Below are 21129 nucleotides of genomic sequence, written 5' to 3'. Positions count from 1 at the left end.
TGGTCGTCGCGTGCGACGGCCCATTCCCGACACTGACAGATCTGAAAGAAGCTGCAGGTCGCCATGCTGGAGGAAGTAGCGCCTGCTGGTACATGAGAAGCCCCTGGGTGCGTCCGTGGGCTATTGCACGGTGGCCCAAGGTGACAACGACGACTACTCCGGTGTGACGAGCTGCTGAGGAACCCGTCGGTGCCGTAGGCGGGGCGCGCGGGTCACCGGCTCGCAGGCAGCTTCCCGGTGATCGAGCGGGCGACCTGGACCACCGTGTCGTGCGGCACGGTGGTCGGTGTGGCCTCGCTGGGCGCGTCGGTCGCGAGGGTCAGGACCCAGTTCCGGGTGCCGGTGTTCCAGACGACGAAGGTGAGTTGCTGTTTCGCCTGGGTCTGGTAGGCGGTTTCGCGGAACGCCTGGTGGCCCAGGGCGTTCACCGTGTCGACCTGTACGTCGCGCATGCCGGCCGAGGACGGGTTCGCGCTCAGATTGTGGGCGGCGGACAGTTCGGCGGCGTAGGTGCGGGATGCCGGGGTGAGGGACAGCGTCGAGCGGCCGTCGGCGGAGGTGTAGTCGCAGACGTCCGGGGCCGTCCCCTTGTTGGGGCTGACCCGGGCCGCGAGCCGGGCATCGGTGACGAGCCGCTCGGCGACGCCCTTGGTCAGCACAGTGCACAACTGCGACGGCGGGAGTGTCTTCATCGAGGGCGTCGGACTGGGCGCGGTGGTGGCGGCCGCGGCCGCCGGCGTGGAGTGGGCGGTGCTGTCGCACGCGGCCAGCAGACCGCAGGCGAGCACGGTGAGCGAACCGGCGGCAGCACGGAAGAGACGACGACGCACCGTCATGGAGATCAAGTCCTGTTGGGTGGGGTGGAGGTGAGGGTGGGGCGGGGGAAGGTGTTCGTCCGAAGCCGCCGAGGCACCTCGACGAACGGCCAGGTGCCTCAGCGGAGACTGGCCGGTCACGACCGGCCGGTCACGACCGGCCGATCAGCCGGGGTCGGGCGCGGTCACTTCCAGACGTTGTACGTGCCGTAGTCGTTGACCTTGAGGTTGGTCGCCCAGCTGCCCCAGCGCTCGTCGGGGGACCAGGTGTACTCGTACGCCTTGCCGTTCGGGTTGGTCGGGCTCGGCAGGCAGCGCTTGCCGGTGGTGTGGTAGATGCCCTTGTAGACGCCCTGCGTCCAGCGGCGCGTCACGACCTGGATCGGCTGGGCGAACTGCCCCGGGCTCAGGTTGGTCGTGTAGGTGAACGCGGTCGTGGTGGAGCCGCTCTGGTTGTACGACGGGGTGAGGCTGGCCAGGTCGTTCCCGATGATGGGGATCGGCACCTTGATGCTGAGGCCGGCCGACCACTGCCAGCCCGTCGTCTTGGACTGCTGCCAGGCGTAGGAGCAGCTCGGGACGTTCCACGGGCACTGGAACGTCGGGCCCCGCCACACCCAGTCCTGCCAGGTGTTGTTCGCGTGCTGCACGGTCACCGACGAGGTCTGGTGGTCGGTGGACCAGTTGCCGGCGATGTCGTGCGACGAGTTGTCCGAGTTCCCCAGGCACTCCTGGCTCGCCGCCGAGGCGACACCGGGGGACGCGAGCAGCACCATCGGCGCCAGCGCCAGCGTCGCCAGCCCCATCCACTTCTTGCTTGTCTTCTTCCGTGCGACCACGGAATCCCCACTACGGCGCGTGCCGGCGTTGACCGTCACCCTTGTCTCCTCTGAGTCGTGCGCCGGCAGCGTACGCCGGGCGTCTGACACCGAGATTCGACGCCGGGGAGTTGTTCGGACACCCGCCTCCCGGGGCCAATCAATTGCCTGACCTGCGGCTGGGGCACAGTTCACCTGCCCGTCACAACGCCGTCGCGCTTCCGCCGGTCCGGCAGGGGCACTAGCCTCCCGTCAGGGGGCCACATGGACGAGGATCTGATCAGCGACCGGCTTCTGGGGCGGGTCCGGCGCGACTATCCCGATGCCGATGTCCGGCGCGGAATTCTCGGCGCACTGCGGATCCTGGCGGTCGAACTGGCGGATTCACGGCAGAGCACCGAGCGGCTCCTGACGGCGGTCGTGGTGATCGCGGCCGGAGACGTCGACCACTTCCGGTCGGCGGTCCGGCTCGCGCGGACCGACTGGCGCGACCTGCTCATGGCGGGCGGACTGGGCGACGGGGACTGGCCCCGGACACTGGACGAAATGCTGGGCCCGTCTACTCGATGACGGTTCCCCTACCGCACATACGCCGGAGACACCGCCGCCCCGCTGATCCGCCGAGCCGTGCCCGTGCCGTCCGCCGGCACGCTGTACAGATCCGCGCCGTAGTCGCCGGGCATGGCGTAGACGATCGTGTGGTCGTCGCGCCAGACGGCCTGGTCGTCGACGCTTCTCGACTCCGCCAGTGATGTCTCGCGCATCGTGCGGAGGTTGAGCACGTAGAGGTGCCAGGGGGCGTCCTTCGGGAGGCCCTTCACGCGCTTCTTGTACGCGATGCGCGTGCCGTCGGGGGACAGGGACGGGCACTCGACGTTGGTGTGGATCGTGGTGACGGTACGGCTGCGCAGGTCGCCCCGCACCAGATACGTGCTGCCCTTCGTCGCCAGCGTGGCGTAGAACGTGCGGTCGTCCGACGCGAAGGTCACGCCCCAGAAGTTGACGTCGGCCGAGTGGTAGACGTGGCCGCCTTTGATGATCCGGAACGACTCCAACGTCGGGGTCAGCTTGCCCGTCCTCGTGTCCACGATCGCCGCCCGCGTCGAGAAATTCGTCCCGGCATACGAGTCGCCGCCCACGAACGCCGTCCATGCCGCGAAGTGACCCGTAGGGGAGACCCGGGCACGGGACGGGATGCCGGGGACGTCGTAATGGGCCGTCTCCTTGAGGTGGGCGTCCAGGATCAGCGCGCGGTACGTGTCCGTGACCGTGCCGTGGACCGCCTGGAGACAGACCCCCGTGCCCGAAGCGGCGTAGAAACGGAGGCACTTGAGGCCGGAGGCGGTGCGGGGGCCGGCGGGGGTCGCGGCCGGGACCGTGGTGAGTTCGTCGCGGTGCGGGCCCCAGGCCATGTTGCGGAACACCATGGTGCCGGGTGTCGTGAGGGTGATCCGGCCCGCGGTGATCCTCGGGCCGCCGGGCTGGGTCTCGTTGCGTCGCTCGGCGCGGGCCGACGCGTGCAGTATCGAGGCCACCGCCACTGCGGCGAGTGCGGCCACGGCGGCGACGAGGACCAGGAGGCGGTTGCGCAGGGTCATGGGGCAGGCTCCACAACTGGTCGGCCCGGGCGGAGAGTTGACGCGAACGCCGCGCAGACCGCCAGCGCCACCGCCGACGTCAGGAGCGCCGTACGGTCGCCCCACAGCGTCCACGCCGCACCGAAGCCCAGCGAGCACACGAACCGTGCCGCCGCCTGGCCCGTCTGCACCAACGCGAGCCCCGACGACCGCAGTTGCTCCGGCACGCTGTCCGAGGCCGCCGCCATCAGCACGCCGTCGGTCGCCGCGTAGAAGGTGCCGTGCAGGAGGAGGACGGCGTAGGGGAGGGCCGTACCGTGCCAGGACGTCAGCAATATGGCGTACGCCGTGAGGAGGGCGCCGTGGCCGCCGAGGAACACCCGCCAGCGGCCGACACGGTCCGCGAGCCGGCCCAGCGGTACGGCCAGCAGCAGGAACGCCGCCGCCGTGCCGAGCGGCAGCAGCGCGAACCAGCGGTCGGGGACGCCGAGTCGCCGTTGCAGGAGCAGGTACACGAAGGAGTCGCTGACCGTCGCGAGACCGAGGAGGAGCGCGCAGATCGTGATGCGGCGCAGGTCGCGGCGGGCGAGGAGGGCGAAGGAGGCGCGGAGGGTGGGGCGTACGGCCTTCTCTCCTGCAACCTTCTCGCCTACGTCTGCCTTTCCTACGGTCGTCTCTCCTACGGCCCTCTCCTGTACGGCTTTCTCCGTGCGGGGCGCGGCAGTTGACGACGATCCCGGCACGAACAGCACCAGTACCAGGACGCCGACCATCGCCACGCAGAAGCTCACCGTGAACACCGCGTCGTATCCGTCCACCGTCGCCCGGAGGATCAGGAACGCGACCAGTGGGCCGAGCAGCGCGCCCGCCGTGTCCATCGCGCGGTGTACGCCGAAGGCACGACCCCGGTTCTCCGGGGTGGAGGAGAGGGAGATCAGCGCGTCGCGCGGGGCCGTGCGCAGGCCCTTGCCCGTGCGGTCGGCGGCGAGGATCAGGCCGATCGGGGTGAGGGTGTGGGCCAGGAGGAGGAGTGGTTTGCAGAGCGCCGAGACGCCGTAGCCGATGCCCGCGATCCACTTGTGCCGGCCGCCGCCCCGGTCGGCGAGGTGGCCGCCGGCCAGCCGGACGAGTGCCGAGAAGCCGTTGTAGATGCCGTCCAGGAGACCGAAGCCCAGCGGTGACAGGCCGAGGCCCGTCACCAGGTACAGGGGGAGGACCGCGGTCACCATCTCGGACGACACGTCGGTGATCAGGCTGACCGCGCCGAGGGCGAAGACGGTGGGGGCGATGGCGGCGGACACCCGGGCCGTAGTACCCGTAGTACCCCGGGTGTCCGTAATACCCGTAGTACCTGAGGCACTTGGGGCGTCGGCGGTACCCGTAGTACCCGTAACACCCGTAGTACCTATGGCACTTGGGTCCGCGTTGGCGCGGCTGTCCGCCACGTACATCTCAGGACGCCCAGACGCCGGTGATGTCGGCGGCCGAGGCCGCGTTGCCCGCGTGGGTGGACAGGCCCTGCGAGTCCTCCAGGGTCCGCAGCAGGTTGTAGTGGTTGTACGTGGTCGAGGACGTCGAACCCGCCTTCACCGGCTGGCCGTAGAGGACCGTCGGGATGCGGTTGCCGCTGAGCAGGTTGTCCTCGTCGAAGGTGACGACGAGCAGGCTGTTGTGGGTCTTGGCCCAAGTGGCGTACGCGCCAAGGTTGTTCTTCAGCCAGGTGTCACCCGTCGCCACCGAGCAGTCGTGCATGTCGCTGCACAGGTTCGGGGTGACGAAGGAGATGTCGGGGAGGGTCGTGTAGTCCGTGGGGAACTGTGCGAACGTCTTCGCGGTCGATGTCGCGACGTTGCTGAAGCCGAACCACGGGTTGTGCTTACGCGCGTAGTTTCCGCTGCTGCACGTCGTCGAACCCTGGCTCGGCAGCGTCTCGTTGTAGCTCGCCCACGTACCGCCCGCCGCGGTCACCTCGGAGGCGAGGTTCGCGGCCGAGGAGAAGCCCGCCGTGTAGCAACTGTCGCTGGTGATCCCCTGGGTGGAGCCGGAGAACAGCGCGAAGTAGTTCGGCTGGCTCGGGTGGGTGATCCCGTACGACTGGGTGAGGGCGGCGCCGCCGGTCGCCAGCGAGTTGATGTAGGGGGCACTGGAGGAGCCGATGACCTGGCTGTAGGCGTGGTTCTCCATCACCACGACGACCACGTGGTCCGGGGTCGGCACCACCGTCGCGGCGTGCGCGGTCGAGGCATTGCCGAAACCGGTCCAGACCCCGACGGCGGCTGCCGAGAAGGCGAGCGTTGACGCCACGACGGCGCGGCTGCGGCGGTACACGGAACGGCCGGAGCCGCCGGACACTTCTTCACTGCCGGACACTTCTACCTCCGGGTGGGGGGGGAGGACGGGGGTGACGGTGCGAACCGAGCATGCACACGCCAAGATGCCCGCGTCCCACCGCTCCCAACCCGGCGGATGAAGAAGTGGTGAACTACTCCTGCAGCGCGGCCAGTTGGGTCAGCACTTGGTGCAGCGGCTCGGCGGCCCGCTTCCGGTACTCCTGGATCGCCCAGCCGTTGCCGTCCGGGTCCTTGAAATACATGAACGTCGCCCCGTCCTGCGGCGCGAACTGCACCGGCTCGCTGACCTCGAGACCCCGCGCGGTCAGCTCGTCGTAGGCCGCCTTCGCGTCCTGCACGCACAACTGCATGCCGTGGTACGTCCCCGGCTGCGGCGTCCCGGTCGGGATCTGCAAACCGTTGACCAGCGCGATCGAACAGCCCGAGCCCGGCGGCGTCATCTGCACGATCCGCACGCCCTCCATCACCTCGCCGTCGAGATCGACGTGGAAGCCGACCTTGTCCCGGTAGAACTCCTTGGCCCGGTCCACGTCCGAGACCGGCAGGACGATCACTTCGAGGGTCATGTCCATGGCTTGACTCCTTTGTCGTAACCAATGGGTCGTACGCTCGTACACCGCTGGTATGTCACTCGAACCGCCACCGCGTCTGGCTGAACGGCTCCCCCTTACCGAAGCCGAAAACGGTGCGGGGCGCCACAGCGAAGACGTACGCGTACCCGGAACCGTGATGAAACGCCCCGTCCCGCACGTCGAAGCGCCAGAAACTGCCGTACTTCGCCTCCCACGCGGCGGCCAGTTCCCGCAGCCGGTCCTCGTCCGTGACCCGCGCCGCCGCACCCTCGACGACCAGGTCGTACCCCTTGTCCCAGGTGCTCGTGCCGGTCGTCAGCACGACGTGCGGATTGCCGTCGAGGTTGCGGGCCTTGCGCTCCTCGGGCCCGGTGCAGAAGTGCAGCGCCCCGGCCGACCACACCGCGGGCAGCGGCGTCACATGCGGCCGCCCGTCCGGCCGTACCGTCGAGATCCAGAACTGTTCCGCCGCCGCGAGGCGCGCCTCGGCCGTGGCCCAGTCGGTCGCGGTGGCGGCGGGGTCGCTATAGCGGGGGTCGAGATGGGTTCGGGGTTCCTTGTCGGTCATCGGCTACTCCCTGAGTCGTAGGTGCCCCCTCTGTAGACCCCGTACTACTCAAGAACTCATCGCCGCACGCCCCGGCGCCCCCGCCCGTACCTGCGGTTAGGCTCGGGACGGTACGACCTAGATCCCGTACGACCTCCGTACGACCTGGGCCCGTACGACCCTGATCCGCACGACCCAGATCCGAGGGAGGCCGAGGATGACGGCGCCGGGGCGCAGAAGCAGTACCTTCACGCGACTGCTGCGGCACGGCTTCACCGATCCCTCGGCGGCCGAGCGGCTCCTGGAGAGCGCGGAGCTGGCGCCGATAAGGAACGACCCGGTCCTGCTGGAGGCCCTGGGCGCCACCGCCGACCCCGACCTGGCCCTTCAGGGTCTCGTACGACTTCTGGAGGCCCAGCCCGAGGACAGCCCCCGCCGCGAGCTGGTGGACACCCTGATCGCGGCGAAGCCCTTGCGGGACCGGCTGCTCGGTGTGCTCGGCGCCTCCGCCGCCCTGGGGGACCATCTCGCCCGGCATCCCCGCGACTGGCACGCCCTCGTGATGTACGAGCCGCGCGACCTCCACCCCGGGGTGGAGGAGTTCGAGCGCGGTCTCGCCGGTGCCACCGACCCGGTCGCCCTGCGCGTCGCCTACCGCCGCTGCCTGCTGTCCATCGCCGCCCGTGACGTGTGCGGCACCACCGACCTCGCGCAGACCGCCGCCGAACTCGCCGACCTCGCGACCGCCACCCTCCGTGCCGCCCTCGCCATCGCGAGCGCCGCCGCGCCCGACGACGCCGCGCTGTGCCGGCTCGCGGTGATCGCGATGGGCAAGTGCGGTGGCCACGAGCTGAATTACATCTCCGACGTCGACGTCATCTTCGTCGGCGAGGCCGTCGAGGGCGCCGACGAGGGCAAGGCGGTCCGCGCCGCCACCAAACTCGCCGCGCACATGATGCGGATCTGCTCCGAGACCACCGTCGAGGGCTCCATCTGGCCCGTCGACGCCAACCTCCGCCCCGAGGGCCGCAACGGCCCGCTCGTCCGCACCCTCGCCAGTCACCTCGCCTACTACCAACGCTGGGCGAAGACTTGGGAGTTCCAGGCCCTGCTCAAGGCCCGCCCGGTGGCCGGCGACCTCGCGCTCGGCCAGGAGTACGTCGACGCGCTCGAACCCCTCGTGTGGAAGGCCGCCGAGCGCGAGAACTTCGTCACCGACGTGCAGAAGATGCGCCGCCGGGTCGTCGAGAACATCCCCGCCGCCGAGATCGACCGCGAACTGAAGCTCGCCCCCGGCGGCCTCCGCGATGTCGAATTCGCCGTCCAGCTCCTCCAGTTGGTGCACGGCCGCGCCGACACCTCGCTGCGCAGCGGCACCACGCTCGTCGCCCTGGAGGCCCTCGCCGCCGGCGGCTATGTCGGCCGCGAGGACGCCGCCCGCCTCGACGACGCCTACCGCTTCCTGCGCACGATGGAACACCGCATCCAGCTCTACCGGTTGCGCCGCACCCACCTCGTCCCAGTCGAAGAGGCCGACCAGCGCCGCCTCGGCCGCTCGATGGGCCTGCGCACCGACCCGGTGGCCGAGTTGAACCGCGAGTGGAAGCGCCACGCGACCGTCGTACGACGCCTGCACGAGAAGCTCTTCTACCGCCCGCTGCTCGACGCGGTCGCCCAACTCGCCCCCGGCGAGACCAGGTTGAGCCCGCGGGCGGCCCGCGAACGCCTGGTCGCCCTCGGCTACGTCGACCCGGCCGCGGCCCTGCGCCACATCGAGGCCCTCGCCTCCGGCGTCACCCGCAAGGCCGCGATCCAACGCACCCTGCTGCCCGTCCTGTTGGGCTGGTTCGCGGACTCCGCCGACCCGGACGCGGGCCTCCTCAACTTCCGCAAGGTGTCCGACGCGCTCGGCAAAACCCCTTGGTACCTACGGCTGTTGAGGGACGAGGGCGCCGCCGCCGAGAACCTCGCCCGCGTCCTGTCCGCCGGCCGCCTCGCCCCCGACCTCCTCATGCGCGCCCCCGAAGCGGTCGCCCTCCTCGGCGACGGAGACGGCGGCAGCGGCCTCGAACCCCGCGAACGCGCTCACCTGGACCAGGAGATACTGGCCGCGGTCGGCCGCGCCGACGACGCCGTCCAGGCCGTCACCTTCGCCCGGGGCGTCCGCCGCCGCGAACTCTTCCGTACGGCCGCCTTCGACATCGTCGGCTCCTACGGCACCGAGACGCAGCCCGCCGAGGCGGACCAGGGCGCCCTCGTCGACCGGGTCGGCGGCGCCGTCTCCGACCTCACCGCCGCGACCCTCGCCGGCACGCTGCGCGCGGTCGTCCGTGCGGGCTGGGGCGACACCCTCCCCACCCGCTTCGCCGTCATCGGCATGGGCCGCTTCGGCGGTCACGAACTGGGCTACGGCTCCGACGCGGACGTGCTGTTCGTGCACGAACCCCGCGAGGGGGTGGCCGAGAGGGAAGCCTCCGAGGCCGCCAACAAGGTCGTCTCCGAGATGCGGCGACTGCTTCAAGTCGCCAGCTCCGACCCGCCGTTGCTGATCGACGCGGATCTCCGGCCGGAGGGTAAGTCGGGACCGCTCGTACGGTCGTTGAACTCCTACGAGGCGTACTACCGCCGGTGGTCGCTGGTTTGGGAGTCACAGGCGTTGTTGCGGGCCGAACCTGTTGCCGGGGACGAGGAGTTGGGGCGGCGGTTCATCGAGCTGATCGATCCTCTGCGGTATCCGGCTGAGGGGCTCGGCGATGATGCCGTGCGGGAGATTCGGCGGCTCAAGGCTCGTATGGAGTCCGAGCGGTTGCCTCGCGGGGCTGATCCGACTCTGCATACCAAGTTGGGGCGTGGGGGGCTGTCCGACGTCGAGTGGACTGTGCAGTTGATGCAGTTGATGCATGGGTGGGCCGAGCCAGGGTTGCGGACTACGCGTACCAGGGCGGGGCTTGCGGCGGCGTGCGCCGCCGGCCTGATCTCCGGGGAGGATGCTTCTACGCTGGACGAGGCTTGGGTGTTGGCAACTCGGGTACGTAACGCGGTGATGTTGGTGCGGGGGAGGGCGGGGGACACGTTTCCTTCTGATCCGCGTGAACTGGCCGCGGTGGGACGGTATTTGGGGTATGGGCCGGGGCATGTGGGGGACATGCTGGATGACTATCGGCGTACTACTCGGCGGGCTCGGGGTGTGGTTGACCTGTTGTTTTACGGGGCCTAAGAGGGGCGTATTTCGGCTGACCGTTGGTGGGGGCTGGTCGCGCAGTTCCCCGCGCCCCTAAAGGCATCCAGTGAACGGCGCCTTGTAAGGGCGACGCTCACCAGGACTACCGCCATACCCGTCACCACCCTCGGGCCCACCCGCTCGTCCAGCAGTACCGCGCCCAGCGTTACCGATACAACTGGCAGTAGGTATCCGACCGTTGCCGCGCTCGTCGCGCCCTCGTCTGCGATGAGGCGGTAGTTGAGGTAGAAGGTCACGCCCGTGCCCAGGACGCCGAGGGCCGTCACCGCCAGCAGGGCCGTCAGGTCGGGGTGGTGTACCGGAACGGCGGCAGGCAGGGCGACGGTCGTCCAGGCTGTTGCCGCCATCAGTTGGGCCGCCGATGTCGCCAACGGCGCCTGGCCCGTGGTGAGTTTGCGGGCCATGTACGCGAAGGCCACGGCGTAGCTCGCGGCGGCGCCCAGGAGGGCCAGGGCGCCCCAGGTGAGGAGGCCCGAGCGGTGCCAGGGGGCGAAGATCAGGAGTGTGCCGGCGAAGCCGAGGAGGAGTCCGGTCAGGCGGGTTCGGCTCAGGCCGCGGTCTGTGCCGAGGGTGATGCCGATCAGCAGGGACCACAAGGGAGTTGTGGCGTTCAGGACGCCCGCGACGCCGGAGTCGACGGACTGTTCGCCGACGCTGAACAACGCGAACGGGATGGCGTTGCAGAACAGGGCGGCCACCGTGAGTTTGCCCCAGGTGGCGCGGTCTCGGGGCAGGAGCTGGCCGGCCCCGCGAGCCAGGGCCAGCAGCACCAGAGTGCCCAGGGCGCAGCGGGTGATCGTGATCTGGGCGGGGGAGAGGCCGTGGTTCAGGGCGAGTTTGATCCACAGGAAGCCCGAACCCCACAGGAGGGCGAGCACGGCCATGCGGACTGTCGAGGCGGGCTGCATGGGTCTACGGTCGGGCAGCCGGACCGTACAGGACAAGCGAATGATTCTACAGTGACTGTTAACCTGAGCTACATGCTTGATGTGCGACGCATGCAGGTACTACGGGCTGTGGTCGGGTCCGGGTCGGTGACCGCGGCGGCGGCCCGGCTCGGGTACACGCCGTCCGCCGTCAGTCAGCAGGTCGGGGCGCTGGAGAAGGAGGCGGGGACCGCGCTGCTGGAGCGGGTCGGGCGCGGGGTGCGGCCCACGGCGGCCGGGCTGCTGCTCACGGAGTACGCCGACGCGATCGGGCGGCAGGTCGCCGAGGCGGAGACGGCGCTCGCGGATCTGGTGGCCGGGCGCACGGGACGCCTCACGGTCCGCTACTTCGCCACCGCCGGTGCCGCCCTCGTCGCCCCCGCCGTGGCCCGGCTGCGCGCCGAACACCCCGGAGTCCAGCTGGAGTTGAAGCTCACCGACCCCGAGGATCCGCTGCCCGAGGTGAAGGAGGGGCGGGCGGATGTCGCGCTCGTGGTCGGGGCGTCCGAGACGTTCGGGGCGTCAAAGGCGCACGAGGGCGTACGGCTCGTGAAGCTGCTCGACGATCCGTATCTCGCCGTCCTGCCCAAGGGACACCGACTGGCCGCGCGGCGGAGTGTGCAGCTTGCGGAACTGGCTGAGGAACCGTGGGTCGGCAGCGAGTGGCCCGGGCCGTGTCTCGACGCCCAGCTCGACGCGTGCGGGGCGGCGGGATTCCGGCCCCGGTTCGCCGTCCAGAGCGAGGACTACGTGACGGCTCAGGGTTTCGTCGCGGCGGGTCTCGGGGTAGCCCTGATCCCCCGCCTGGGACTCGGCAGCCACCATCCCGACGTGGTCGTACGGGTAGTACGGGACCCGGAGCCGATGCGGACCATCCACGCGGCCGTCCGCGAGACGGCGCCCCCGCAACCGGCCCTGGAGGCGTTCCTGCGGGCCCTGCGGGACGCGGCGACCGAGGGTTGAACGGGGGCGGGCGGAAGTCAGCGCCAGGTCGACAGCGCCCTGAAGGGGCGCGGGGAACTGCGCGACCAGCCACGACGGCGCCGCACCCGAACGACGACCCATCGCGCCCCTGCGGCGGAGCCGCATATCCACGCAGCCCGCGCCGCCGACGGAGCGGTCACACCTTCGTAGGCAGCCACGCCCCGCCCGCCCCCCGCACCGCCACCGTCCTCGGCAAGGCATACGGAAACGCGCCGTACCAGACGCGGGAGACGGCGAAGCCGAAGGCAAGGCACAGCATGCCGCCCACCGCGTCGAGCCAGAAGTGGTTGGCCGTGGAGACGATGACCATGAGGGTGGCCGCCGGGTACAGCAGGCCCAGGATGCGGACCCAGGGGAGTTTCGCCAGGGCGAAGATCGTCAGCCCGCACCACAGGGACCAGCCGATGTGCATGGACGGCATCGCGGCGTACTGGTTCGACATGTGTTTCAGGTCGCCGGACGCCATCGAACCCCAGGTCTGGTGGACCATGACCGTGTCGACGAAGTGGCTGCCGTTCATCAGGCGGGGCGGCGCCAGCGGGAAGAAGTAGTAGCCGACCAGGGCCACGGCAGTCGTGGCGAAGAGAACGAGGCGCGTCGCCGCGTACCGGCCCGGATGACTGCGGAACAGCCACACCAGGACACCCAGCGTCACGATGAAGTGCAGTGTGGCGTAGTAGTAGTTCATCCCGACGATCAGCCAAGTCACCGAATTCACGGCGTGGTTGACCGACTGCTCGACGGCGATGCCGAGATGGTGCTCGACGCGCCAGATCCAGTCGGCGTTGCGCAGTGCCTGGCCCCGCTGTTCCGGAACGGCGTTGCGGATCTGTGAGTACGTCCAGTAACTCACCGCGATCAGCAGGATCTCGAACCACAGCCGGGGCCGGCGCGGAGTCCGCAACCGGCGCAGAAAACCCTGCCCCGCGGCGTCCGCGACGGGGCTCGGAACGGCTTCTTCACGGCCTTCCAATGTCGTCACGGTGGTCTCACCCATAGACACAAAGTCTGCCAGAAAAGGCTTCCGCGACCGATCATCCCTTGGTCGGGTCCGGCTCGCATGTTCTACGACGGTTCTACGAGGAGAAGAGGCCTCGGACTACTACCAGCGCACTGGATCCGGCCGCGTTTCCTCCCCCTTAGGGACGATTCCGGTCCCCCGGCGCCGACGCCGTCGACCCCCGCACCACCAGTTCCGGCATGAACACGAACTCGCTGTGCGGGGCAGGCGTCCCGCCGATCTCCTCCAGCAGCGTCCGCACCGCCGCCTGTCCCATCGCCGGCACCGGCTTGCGGATCGTCGTCAGCGGCGGGTCGGTGAACGCGATCAGCGGTGAGTCGTCGAAACCGACCACCGAGACGTCCCGCGGCACCTCAAGCCCCCGCTGCCGGGCCGCCCGGATCGCACCGAGCGCCATCATGTCGCTCGCGCACACGATCGCCGTACAGTCGCGGTCGATCAGTGCGGCGGCCGCGGCCTGCCCGCCCTCCAGCGTGTACAGCGAGTGCTGCACGAGCCGGGTCTCCACATCCTCGGCGGTCAGGGCCAGTTGGTCCTGCATCGTGCGGACGAAGCCCTCGATCTTGCGTTGTACGGGTACGAACCGCTTCGGGCCCAGCGCCAGCCCGATGCGGGTGTGGCCGAGCGAGACGAGGTGGGTGACCGCGAGGGTCATCGCCGCGCGGTCGTCGGGGGAGATGAACGGCGCCTGCACCTTCGGCGAGAAGCCGTCCACGAGCACGAACGGCACGCCCTGTGCCCGGAGTTGCTCGTAGCGCTGCATGTCCGCGGAGGTGTCCGCGTGCAGTCCGGAGACGAAGATGATGCCCGCGACGCCCCGGTCGACGAGCATCTCGGTCAGCTCGTCCTCCGTGGAACCGCCCGGGGTCTGGGTGGCGAGCACCGGGGTGTAGCCCTGCCGGGTCAGCGCCTGGCCGATGACCTGCGCCAGGGCGGGGAATATGGGGTTCTCCAACTCCGGTGTTATCAGGCCCACCAGGCCCTCGCTGCGCTGTCGCAGCCGTACCGGACGTTCGTAGCCGAGCACATCGAGTGCGGCGAGGACGGACTGACGGGTGGTGGCGGCGACGCCCGGCTTGCCGTTGAGGACGCGGCTGACGGTCGCTTCGCTCACCCCCGCCTGGGCGGCGATGTCGGCAAGCCGTGTGGTCACGGGAGTGGACTGTACCGGCCGTCGGCGCGCTGCGGGTTGCTGCGTCATCGCGATCCCTCGTGTTCTGGTCGGCTGCTGGTCGACGTACGGCATGCGGCAAGAGCTTGCAGAGTCTTGCACAAGTGTCCCCCTGCCCGCTCAGCCGCACCAGTACTGGGTTTCGCGGGGGTCGAGGAGAGGTCACGGACGGGTAACTCTCGGGCCATCTTGCAGTTTTTTGCAGCAAGGACTTTCGCCGCGCTTGCATCGCTGTTACGTTCGGCGACGCCCGGCGGACGCAACGGCGCAGTCGGCAAGTCGACAGGGTGACGGACGGGACCGTCGCCCTGCACCTCACGGGCTTTCACCCTCAAGGAGAACTCATGCGGCGTGGCATAGCGGCCACCGCGCTGGTGGCGTCCATCGCCCTCGCGGCGACGGCCTGCGGCGGCAGTGACAGTGGCAGCGGCAAGTCCGACGGGCCCGTCACCATCACCTGGTGGGACACCTCGAACGCCACCAATGAGGCACCCACGTACAAGGCCCTGATCGCCAAGTTCGAGGCGGCCAACAAGGACGTCAAGGTCAAGTACGTCAACGTGCCCTTCGACCAGGCGCAGAACAAGTTCGACACCGCCGCCGGCTCCAAGGGCGCCCCGGACGTGCTGCGTTCGGACGTCGGCTGGACCCCCGCCTTCGCGAAGAAGGGCTACTTCCTGCCGCTCGACGGCACCGAAGCCCTCGCGGACCAGGCGAAGTTCAAGCCGAACCTGATCACGCAGGCCCAGTACGAGGGCAAGACGTACGGCGTGCCGCTGGTCACCGACACTCTGGCGCTCGTCTACAACAAGGCCCTCTTCAAGCAGGCCGGCATCACCCAAGCGCCCACCACCTGGGCCGAGTTGAAGGCCGACGCGGCAACGATCAAGGCCAAGACCAAGGTCGACGGCTACTGGGGCTCCACCCAGGCCTACTACGCGCAGACCTTCCTCTACGGCGAGGGCACCGACACCGTCGACTCCTCCGCGAAGAAGATCACCGTGGACTCCGCCGCCGCGAAGAAGGGCTACGGCACCTGGCTGAGCCTCTTCTCCGGCACCGGCCTGCACAAGGCCGACACCACCGCGGACGCCTACGCCCACATCCAGGACGCGTTCGTCACCGGCAAGGTCGCCGCGATCATCCAGGGCCCGTGGGAGATCACGAACTTCTACAAGGGCTCGGCCTTCAAGGACAAGTCCAACCTCGGCATCGCCACGGTCCCGGCCGGCTCCAGCGGCAAGTCCGGCGCCCCGACCGGCGGTCACAACCTCTCGGTCTACGCCGGCTCGGACGCCGCGCACCAGAAGGCGGCCCTGAAGTTCCTGAACTTCATGACCTCGGCCGCGTCCCAGACGACGATCGCCCTGAAGAACTCCACGCTGCCGACCCGTGACGACGCCTACACCGCCGCGGTCAAGGCCGACCCGGGCATCGCCGGCTACCAGAGCGTGCTCGGTTCCGCCCAGCCGCGCCAGGCGCTCGCCGAGTACAGCTCCCTGTGGAACCCGCTGGACACCGAACTGCCCAAGATCGCCGGTGGCAAGGAGTCCCTCGACAAGGGCCTGAGCAACGCCGAGTTGGCGATCGCCAAGCTGGTCCCGGACTTCAGCAAGTAGCCCCGAGTGGCCGTCGGATCCGCCAGCGCGAGCGTGGGGGGACGGATCCGACGGCCATCGGCCTGAGCCGCCGTAGCCCTCAACTTGCCGTACCCGCTTGAACTTTCAGAAGGTGTCGAACGAACCATGACAGTCGCCATCGACCGCGCGACCGGCAAGCGCCACGGTGACCGCGCCCCCCGACCCGGACCCGGCCAACGCCTCAAGTACGGCTACCAGAAGCACTGGTACGCGTACGCGATGATCATCCCCGTGGTCGTCGTGCTCGGCGTCCTCGTGCTCTACCCCCTGGCGTACGGCCTCTACTTGACGCTCACGGACGCCAACAGCCTCAACACCGCGCGCACGATCGGCGTCAACCACATCGACGCCACCTACAAGTTCATCGGGCTCGACAACTACAAGGACATCCTGTTCGGCCCGACGTCGTACGACCGCTTCTGGTCGCACTTCATCTGGACGATCGTCTGGACCGCGCTCTGTGTCGCCCTCCACTACACGGTCGGCCTCGCGCTCGCGCTCCTGCTGAACCAGAAGCTGCGCGGCCGCACCCTCTACCGGCTGATCCTGATCCTGCCGTGGGCCGTCCCCACCTTCGTCACGGTCTTCGGCTGGCGGTTCATGCTCGCCGACGGCGGCATCATCAACTCCGCGCTGCACAGCCTGCATCTGCCCCAACCCGACTGGCTGGAGAGCACGTTCTGGCAGCGGTTCGCCGCGATCATGGTCAACACCTGGTGCGGTGTGCCGTTCATGATGGTCTCGCTGCTCGGCGGCCTCCAGTCCATCGACACCTCGCTCTACGAGGCCGCCGAGATGGACGGCGCGAGCCCCTGGCAGCGCTTCCGCTACGTCACTCTCCCGGGCCTCAGGTCGGTCAGTTCCACCGTCGTCCTCCTCGGTGTGATCTGGACGTTCAACCAATTCGCCGTGATCTTCCTGCTGTTCGGCAACACGGCCCCCGACGCCCAGATCCTGGTCACCTGGTCGTACTTCCTCGGCTTCGGCCAACAGCCGCGCGAATTCGCCCAGTCGGCCGCCTACGGCATCCTGCTGCTGGCCATCCTGATCGTCTTCACCTCCTTCTACCGCCGCTGGCTGAACCGCAATGACCAACAGCTCGCGATCTGAGGCAGGAGTCCCCATGAGCACCACGCCCACGACCACAGCGCAACGGACCCGCCGCCGGGGCGAGTTGAGCCGCGCCGGCACCCTCGGATCGCACGGCGTCCTGATCGTCGCGAGCCTGATCGCGCTCTTCCCGATCGCCTGGCTGGTCTTCCTCTCCCTCGGCCCGGACTCGGACGACTATCTCCACCCGGCCGGCATCTGGAAGAAGATGACGTTCGACAACTACTCGTTCGTCCTCCAACACACCGAGTTCTTCAGCTGGTTGAAGAGTTCGCTGATCGTCTCGCTCGGCACCACGGTCATCGGCGTGACGATCGCCGCGACCACCGGATACGCGGTCTCGCGCATGCGCTTCCCGGGCTACCGGAAGTTCATGTGGGTGCTGCTGGTCACCCAGATGTTCCCGATAGCGGTACTCATCGTGCCGATGTACCAGATTCTGGCCGATCTGCAGCTCATCGACAGCTACCTTGGTCTCATCCTCGTCTACTGCTCAACGGCGGTGCCGTATTGCGCCTGGCTGCTCAAGGGCTACTTCGACACGATCCCGTTCGAGATCGACGAGGCCGGACGCGTCGACGGGCTGAACCCCTTCGGCACGTTCGCGCGACTGATCCTGCCGCTCGCCAAGCCGGGCCTCGCGGTCGCCGCGTTCTACAGCTTCCTCACGGCTTTCGGCGAGGTCGCGTTCGCCTCGACGTTCATGCTGTCCGACACGAAGTACACGTTCGCGGTCGGGTTGCAGACGTTCGTCAGCGAGCACGACGCGCAACGCAACCTGATGGCTGCGACGGCGGTGTTGATCGCGATACCGGTTGCCGCGTTCTTCTATCTCGTGCAGAAGAACCTCGTTACTGGGCTCACCGCGGGTGGCACGAAGGGCTGAAACCCGGTTCGTTGCTGGCTGCTGCGCCGTCGTGGCTGGTCGCGCAGTTCCCCGCGCCCCTTTGGGGGGCGCTGCCCCCCAAACCCCCCTCATACCCGAGGCGGCCGTGACGTCCATCCGACCCCGCTGACATCACGGCCGCCTCGCCCCCAACTCCCCATGACCAGAACCCCGTTACGCACCAAGGACGCCATGACCCACCAGCACTCGGCCATCGCCCCGACACCGAACCCCGCTCAAGCCAAGCGCAGCGACCGGCGCGGCGACTGGTGGAGAGACGCGGTGATCTACCAGGTCTATCCCCGCAGCTTCGCCGACAGCAACGGCGACGGCATGGGTGACCTGGAAGGCGTACGCGCCCGGCTCCCGTATCTGCGCGACCTCGGGATCGACGCCGTCTGGCTGAGCCCGTTCTACGCCTCGCCGCAGGCGGACGCCGGCTACGACGTCGCCGACTACCGTGCCGTAGACCCCATGTTCGGGAACCTGCTCGACGCCGACGCGCTGATCCGCGACGCCCACGGACTCGGCCTGCGCATCATCGTCGACCTCGTCCCGAACCACTCCTCGGACCAACACGAGTGGTTCAAGCGGGCGTTGAGGGAGGGCCCTGGCTCGCCGCTGCGGGAGCGGTACCACTTCCGTCCCGGAAAGGGCGAGCACGGCGAACTCCCGCCCAACGACTGGGAGTCCATCTTCGGCGGCCCGGCCTGGACCCGGGTCACCGAACCGGACGGCTCGGCGGGGGAGTGGTATCTGCACCTCTTCGCGCCCGAGCAGCCCGACTTCAACTGGGAACACCCGGCGGTCGGGGACGAGTTCCGCTCGATTCTCCGGTTCTGGCTGGACATCGGCGTCGACGGCTTCCGCATCGACGTCGCCCACGGGCTGGTGAAGGCGGAGGGTCTGCCCGACCTCGGCTCGCACGACCAGCTCAAACTCCTGGGCAACGATGTCATGCCGTTCTTCGACCAGGACGGCGTGCACGACGTGTACCGCCAGTGGCGCACGGTCCTCGAGGAGTACGCGGGCGAGCGCATCTTCGTCGCCGAGGCGTGGACCCCGACGGTGGAGCGGACGGCCAACTACGTCCGCCCGGACGAACTCCACCAGGCCTTCAACTTCCAGTACCTGTCGACCGATTGGGACGCCGAGGAGCTCCGTACGGTCATCGACCGGACGCTTGAGGCCATGCGTCCCGTCGGCGCCCCCGCCACCTGGGTCCTCTCCAACCACGACGTCACCCGGCACGCCACCCGCTTCGCCAACCCGCCCGGCCTCGGCACCCAGATCCGCCTGGCGGGGGACCGGGAGCTGGGCCTGCGCCGGGCGCGTGCCGCGACGTTGCTGATGCTGGCGCTGCCCGGATCGGCGTACATCTACCAGGGCGAGGAACTCGGCCTGCCCGACGTCGTCGACCTCCCGGACGAAGTCCGCCAGGATCCCGCGTACTTCAGGGGCGCCGGCCAGGACGGCTTCCGGGACGGGTGCCGGGTGCCGATCCCGTGGACGCGTGACGGATCGTCATACGGCTTCGGGAGTGGGGGCAGTTGGCTGCCGCAGCCGGACGGCTGGGGCGAGTTGAGCATCGAGGCGCAGACCGGGGCGGCCGGTTCGACGCTGGAGCTGTACCGGGCCGCGCTCGCCGCCCGGCGTACGCAACCGGACCTCGGCGCGGGCGACTCGGTGGAGTGGCTGCGGGCGCCGGAGGGCGTACTCGCCTTCCGGCGTGGGGAGTTCGTGTGTGTCGCGAACACGAGCGGGGAGTCGGTGACGACGTCGGCGTACGGCCGTCTCCTGCTCGCGAGCGGTGAGGTGACGGAGGCGGACGGCGAGGCGAAGCTGCCGGCCGACACGACGGCATGGTGGACCACCACGCCGTAACTCTCCCTAACTGCCCCAACTCCCCCTCCGTCACGGGAAGTTCTTGCAGCAACTTCACACGGCCCGCTGCCCTTTTGGGCGGCGGGCCTCTAACATCTGGGCGACTGCAAGGTTTCCACGGTGTTTCAGCAAGAACTGTCAAGAACCTTCAACGGAGAAGGAACCCCACATGGCCAACAGCAGATCACTTGCAGGAGCCTGCGCCCTCGCCGCCGCGACGGCCCTCCTGGTGCCCGGCACCGCCCACGCCTCCCCGCCCGGCACCAAGGACGTCACCGCCGTCCTCTTCGAGTGGAACTTCGCCTCGGTCGCCAAGGAGTGCACCAACACGCTCGGCCCCGCCGGTTACGGCTACGTCCAGGTCTCCCCGCCCGCCGAGCACATACAGGGCTCGCAGTGGTGGACGTCGTACCAGCCGGTGAGCTACAAGATCGCGGGCCGGCTCGGTGACGCGACGGCCTTCAAGAACATGATCGACACGTGTCACTCGGCGGGCGTGAAGGTCGTCGTCGACACGGTCATCAACCACATGTCGGCGGGCAGCGGCACCGGTACGGGCGGTTCGTCGTACACGAAGTACAACTACCCCGGCCTGTACTCCTCGTACGACATGGACGACTGCACGGCGACGGTCAGCGACTACACGAACCGCGCCAACGTCCAGAACTGCGAACTCGTGGGCCTGGCCGACCTGGACACGGGCGAGGAGTACGTCCGCGCCACCATCGCCGGCTACATGAACACCCTCCTCGGCTACGGCGCCGACGGCTTCCGCATCGACGCGGCCAAGCACATCCCGGCGACCGACCTCGCGAACATCAAGTCCCGCCTGACGAACCCCTCCGCGTACTGGAAGCAGGAGGTCATCTACGGCGCCGGCGAGGCCGTCCAGCCCACCGAGTACACCGGCAACGGCGACGTCCAGGAGTTCCGCTACGCCTACGACCTCAAGCGGGTCTTCAACAACGAGAACCTCGCCTACCTGAAGAACTACGGCGAGGGCTGGGGGTACATGAGCAGCTCGGTGGCGGCGGTCTTCGTGGACAACCACGACACGGAGCGCAACGGCAGCACCCTGAACTACAAGGACGGTGCCAACTACACGCTGGCCAACGTCTTCATGCTCGCGTACCCCTACGGCGCCCCCGACATCAACTCCGGCTACGAATGGTCGGACGCGGACGCCGGCCCGCCCAACGGCGGTTCGGTGACGGCCTGTTGGCAGGACGGCTGGAAGTGCCAGCACGCCTGGCCGGAGATCAAGTCCATGGTCGCCTTCCGCAACGCGACCAGCGGCCAGTCCCTCACCAACTGGTGGGACGACGGCAACGACGCGATCGCGTTCGGCAGGGGCAGCAAGGGCTACGTGGCGATCAACCACGAGTCGTCGTCCCTCACACAGACGTACCAGACGTCGATGGCGGCGGGCACGTACTGCAACGTCCAGAACAACACGTCGGTGACCGTGAATTCGAGCGGGCAGTTCACGGCGACGCTGGGCAGCAACACGGCTCTGGCGATCTACTCGGGCAAGTCGAGCTGCTGATAACGGTGTTGGACGGCGGCGGCGCGAGGGGGCACGTCGC

At 68.9% G+C, this 21129-nt stretch carries 18 protein-coding genes; 8 read left to right on the top strand and 10 right to left on the bottom strand.

Features of this window, described 5'->3' with window-relative positions:
* Positions 1-212: 212 nt before the first annotated feature.
* Together ACIBK4_RS10320 and ACIBK4_RS10315 are read right to left on the bottom strand one after the other, a co-directional pair.
* On the bottom strand, positions 213-836 hold the full coding sequence (locus ACIBK4_RS10320; RefSeq protein ID WP_398993994.1) for a hypothetical protein: 624 nt from the start codon (positions 834-836) through the stop codon (positions 213-215).
* 164 nt (positions 837-1000) lie between these two features.
* Positions 1001-1693, bottom strand: coding sequence for a hypothetical protein (locus tag ACIBK4_RS10315; RefSeq protein ID WP_398993992.1), 693 nt, complete (start codon positions 1691-1693; stop codon positions 1001-1003).
* A gap of 204 nt (positions 1694-1897) precedes the next feature.
* On the opposite strand from ACIBK4_RS10315, the gene ACIBK4_RS10310 reads away from it, so the two are divergent.
* A complete protein-coding gene (locus ACIBK4_RS10310; protein WP_398993990.1) occupies positions 1898-2203 on the top strand; it encodes a hypothetical protein in 306 nt (101 codons plus the stop codon).
* Between the two features lie 8 nt (positions 2204-2211).
* Here ACIBK4_RS10310 and ACIBK4_RS10305 read toward each other — a convergent pair whose 3' ends face one another.
* From ACIBK4_RS10305 to ACIBK4_RS10285, 5 genes are all read right to left on the bottom strand, one after another.
* Complete coding sequence (locus tag ACIBK4_RS10305) at positions 2212-3231, bottom strand: TolB family protein (protein ID WP_398993988.1); 1020 nt, start codon at positions 3229-3231, stop codon at positions 2212-2214.
* Positions 3228-4661: an MFS transporter gene (locus ACIBK4_RS10300; RefSeq protein ID WP_398993986.1), complete on the bottom strand. Its 1434-nt coding sequence runs from the start codon at positions 4659-4661 to the stop codon at positions 3228-3230. The genes ACIBK4_RS10305 and ACIBK4_RS10300 overlap by 4 nt, the downstream gene beginning before the upstream one ends.
* 1 nt (position 4662) lies before the next feature.
* Positions 4663-5538 (bottom strand): alkaline phosphatase family protein, encoded by an 876-nt coding sequence (locus tag ACIBK4_RS10295; protein WP_398994397.1) that lies wholly within the window; start codon positions 5536-5538, stop codon positions 4663-4665.
* A 154-nt stretch (positions 5539-5692) separates the two neighbouring features.
* A complete protein-coding gene (locus tag ACIBK4_RS10290; protein ID WP_398993984.1) occupies positions 5693-6133 on the bottom strand; it encodes a VOC family protein in 441 nt (146 codons plus the stop codon).
* Between the two features lie 55 nt (positions 6134-6188).
* Positions 6189-6701 (bottom strand): pyridoxamine 5'-phosphate oxidase family protein, encoded by a 513-nt coding sequence (locus ACIBK4_RS10285; RefSeq protein WP_398993982.1) that lies wholly within the window; start codon positions 6699-6701, stop codon positions 6189-6191.
* A gap of 196 nt (positions 6702-6897) precedes the next feature.
* On the opposite strand from ACIBK4_RS10285, the gene ACIBK4_RS10280 reads away from it, so the two are divergent.
* Positions 6898-9897, top strand: a complete 3000-nt coding sequence (locus ACIBK4_RS10280; protein WP_398993980.1) for a bifunctional [glutamine synthetase] adenylyltransferase/[glutamine synthetase]-adenylyl-L-tyrosine phosphorylase — start codon at positions 6898-6900, stop codon at positions 9895-9897.
* On the opposite strand, the gene ACIBK4_RS10275 is transcribed toward ACIBK4_RS10280, so the two are convergent.
* Entirely contained in the window at positions 9894-10829 is a 936-nt protein-coding gene (locus ACIBK4_RS10275) for a DMT family transporter (RefSeq protein WP_398993978.1), read from the bottom strand. The two genes, ACIBK4_RS10280 and ACIBK4_RS10275, sit on opposite strands and share 4 nt — an antisense overlap.
* Before the next feature lie 72 nt (positions 10830-10901).
* Between ACIBK4_RS10275 and ACIBK4_RS10270 the strand changes: the two genes are divergently transcribed.
* Complete coding sequence (locus ACIBK4_RS10270; RefSeq protein WP_398993976.1) at positions 10902-11810, top strand: LysR family transcriptional regulator; 909 nt, start codon at positions 10902-10904, stop codon at positions 11808-11810.
* A gap of 157 nt (positions 11811-11967) precedes the next feature.
* On the opposite strand, the gene ACIBK4_RS10265 is transcribed toward ACIBK4_RS10270, so the two are convergent.
* Both ACIBK4_RS10265 and ACIBK4_RS10260 read right to left on the bottom strand, forming a co-directional pair.
* Complete coding sequence (locus tag ACIBK4_RS10265) at positions 11968-12828, bottom strand: phosphatase PAP2 family protein (protein ID WP_398993974.1); 861 nt, start codon at positions 12826-12828, stop codon at positions 11968-11970.
* Positions 12829-12970: 142 nt separating this feature from the next.
* Positions 12971-14005: a LacI family DNA-binding transcriptional regulator gene (locus ACIBK4_RS10260; protein ID WP_398993972.1), complete on the bottom strand. Its 1035-nt coding sequence runs from the start codon at positions 14003-14005 to the stop codon at positions 12971-12973.
* Between the two features lie 362 nt (positions 14006-14367).
* On the opposite strand from ACIBK4_RS10260, the gene ACIBK4_RS10255 reads away from it, so the two are divergent.
* From ACIBK4_RS10255 to ACIBK4_RS10235, 5 genes are all read left to right on the top strand, one after another.
* Complete coding sequence (locus ACIBK4_RS10255; RefSeq protein ID WP_398993970.1) at positions 14368-15642, top strand: extracellular solute-binding protein; 1275 nt, start codon at positions 14368-14370, stop codon at positions 15640-15642.
* 126 nt (positions 15643-15768) lie between these two features.
* Positions 15769-16773 carry a carbohydrate ABC transporter permease gene (locus tag ACIBK4_RS10250; protein ID WP_398993968.1) on the top strand — a complete coding sequence of 335 codons (1005 nt, stop codon included), beginning with the start codon at positions 15769-15771 and terminating at the stop codon, positions 16771-16773.
* A gap of 13 nt (positions 16774-16786) precedes the next feature.
* Positions 16787-17659 carry a sugar ABC transporter permease gene (locus tag ACIBK4_RS10245; RefSeq protein WP_398993966.1) on the top strand — a complete coding sequence of 291 codons (873 nt, stop codon included), beginning with the start codon at positions 16787-16789 and terminating at the stop codon, positions 17657-17659.
* Between the two features lie 192 nt (positions 17660-17851).
* On the top strand, positions 17852-19543 hold the full coding sequence (locus ACIBK4_RS10240; RefSeq protein WP_398993964.1) for a glycoside hydrolase family 13 protein: 1692 nt from the start codon (positions 17852-17854) through the stop codon (positions 19541-19543).
* A gap of 169 nt (positions 19544-19712) precedes the next feature.
* Positions 19713-21089: an alpha-amylase family protein gene (locus ACIBK4_RS10235; protein ID WP_398993962.1), complete on the top strand. Its 1377-nt coding sequence runs from the start codon at positions 19713-19715 to the stop codon at positions 21087-21089.
* Positions 21090-21129: the final 40 nt, after the last annotated feature.

It is taken from the genome of Streptomyces sp. NPDC050528 (assembly GCF_044457795.1).
Taxonomy (GTDB): domain Bacteria; phylum Actinomycetota; class Actinomycetes; order Streptomycetales; family Streptomycetaceae; genus Streptomyces.
Note: the sequence above shows the minus strand (reverse complement) of the source record. Positions and strands in the feature narration are given on the sequence as shown.

Excerpts from the sequence above, each read along its gene's own strand:
- ACIBK4_RS10320 (WP_398993994.1), bottom strand. The coding sequence starts at position 836 with ATGACGGTGCGTCGTCGTCTCTTCCGTGCTGCCGCCGGTTCGCTCACC.
- ACIBK4_RS10310 (WP_398993990.1), top strand. The coding sequence starts at position 1,898 with ATGGACGAGGATCTGATCAGCGACCGGCTTCTGGGGCGGGTCCGGCGC.
- ACIBK4_RS10305 (WP_398993988.1), bottom strand. The coding sequence starts at position 3,231 with ATGACCCTGCGCAACCGCCTCCTGGTCCTCGTCGCCGCCGTGGCCGCA.
- ACIBK4_RS10300 (WP_398993986.1), bottom strand. The coding sequence starts at position 4,661 with ATGTACGTGGCGGACAGCCGCGCCAACGCGGACCCAAGTGCCATAGGT.
- ACIBK4_RS10290 (WP_398993984.1), bottom strand. The coding sequence starts at position 6,133 with ATGGACATGACCCTCGAAGTGATCGTCCTGCCGGTCTCGGACGTGGAC.
- ACIBK4_RS10285 (WP_398993982.1), bottom strand. The coding sequence starts at position 6,701 with ATGACCGACAAGGAACCCCGAACCCATCTCGACCCCCGCTATAGCGAC.
- ACIBK4_RS10280 (WP_398993980.1), top strand. The coding sequence starts at position 6,898 with ATGACGGCGCCGGGGCGCAGAAGCAGTACCTTCACGCGACTGCTGCGG.
- ACIBK4_RS10275 (WP_398993978.1), bottom strand. The coding sequence starts at position 10,829 with ATGCAGCCCGCCTCGACAGTCCGCATGGCCGTGCTCGCCCTCCTGTGG.
- ACIBK4_RS10270 (WP_398993976.1), top strand. The coding sequence starts at position 10,902 with ATGCTTGATGTGCGACGCATGCAGGTACTACGGGCTGTGGTCGGGTCC.
- ACIBK4_RS10265 (WP_398993974.1), bottom strand. The coding sequence starts at position 12,828 with ATGGGTGAGACCACCGTGACGACATTGGAAGGCCGTGAAGAAGCCGTT.
- ACIBK4_RS10255 (WP_398993970.1), top strand. The coding sequence starts at position 14,368 with ATGCGGCGTGGCATAGCGGCCACCGCGCTGGTGGCGTCCATCGCCCTC.
- ACIBK4_RS10250 (WP_398993968.1), top strand. The coding sequence starts at position 15,769 with ATGACAGTCGCCATCGACCGCGCGACCGGCAAGCGCCACGGTGACCGC.
- ACIBK4_RS10245 (WP_398993966.1), top strand. The coding sequence starts at position 16,787 with ATGAGCACCACGCCCACGACCACAGCGCAACGGACCCGCCGCCGGGGC.
- ACIBK4_RS10240 (WP_398993964.1), top strand. The coding sequence starts at position 17,852 with ATGACCCACCAGCACTCGGCCATCGCCCCGACACCGAACCCCGCTCAA.
- ACIBK4_RS10235 (WP_398993962.1), top strand. The coding sequence starts at position 19,713 with ATGGCCAACAGCAGATCACTTGCAGGAGCCTGCGCCCTCGCCGCCGCG.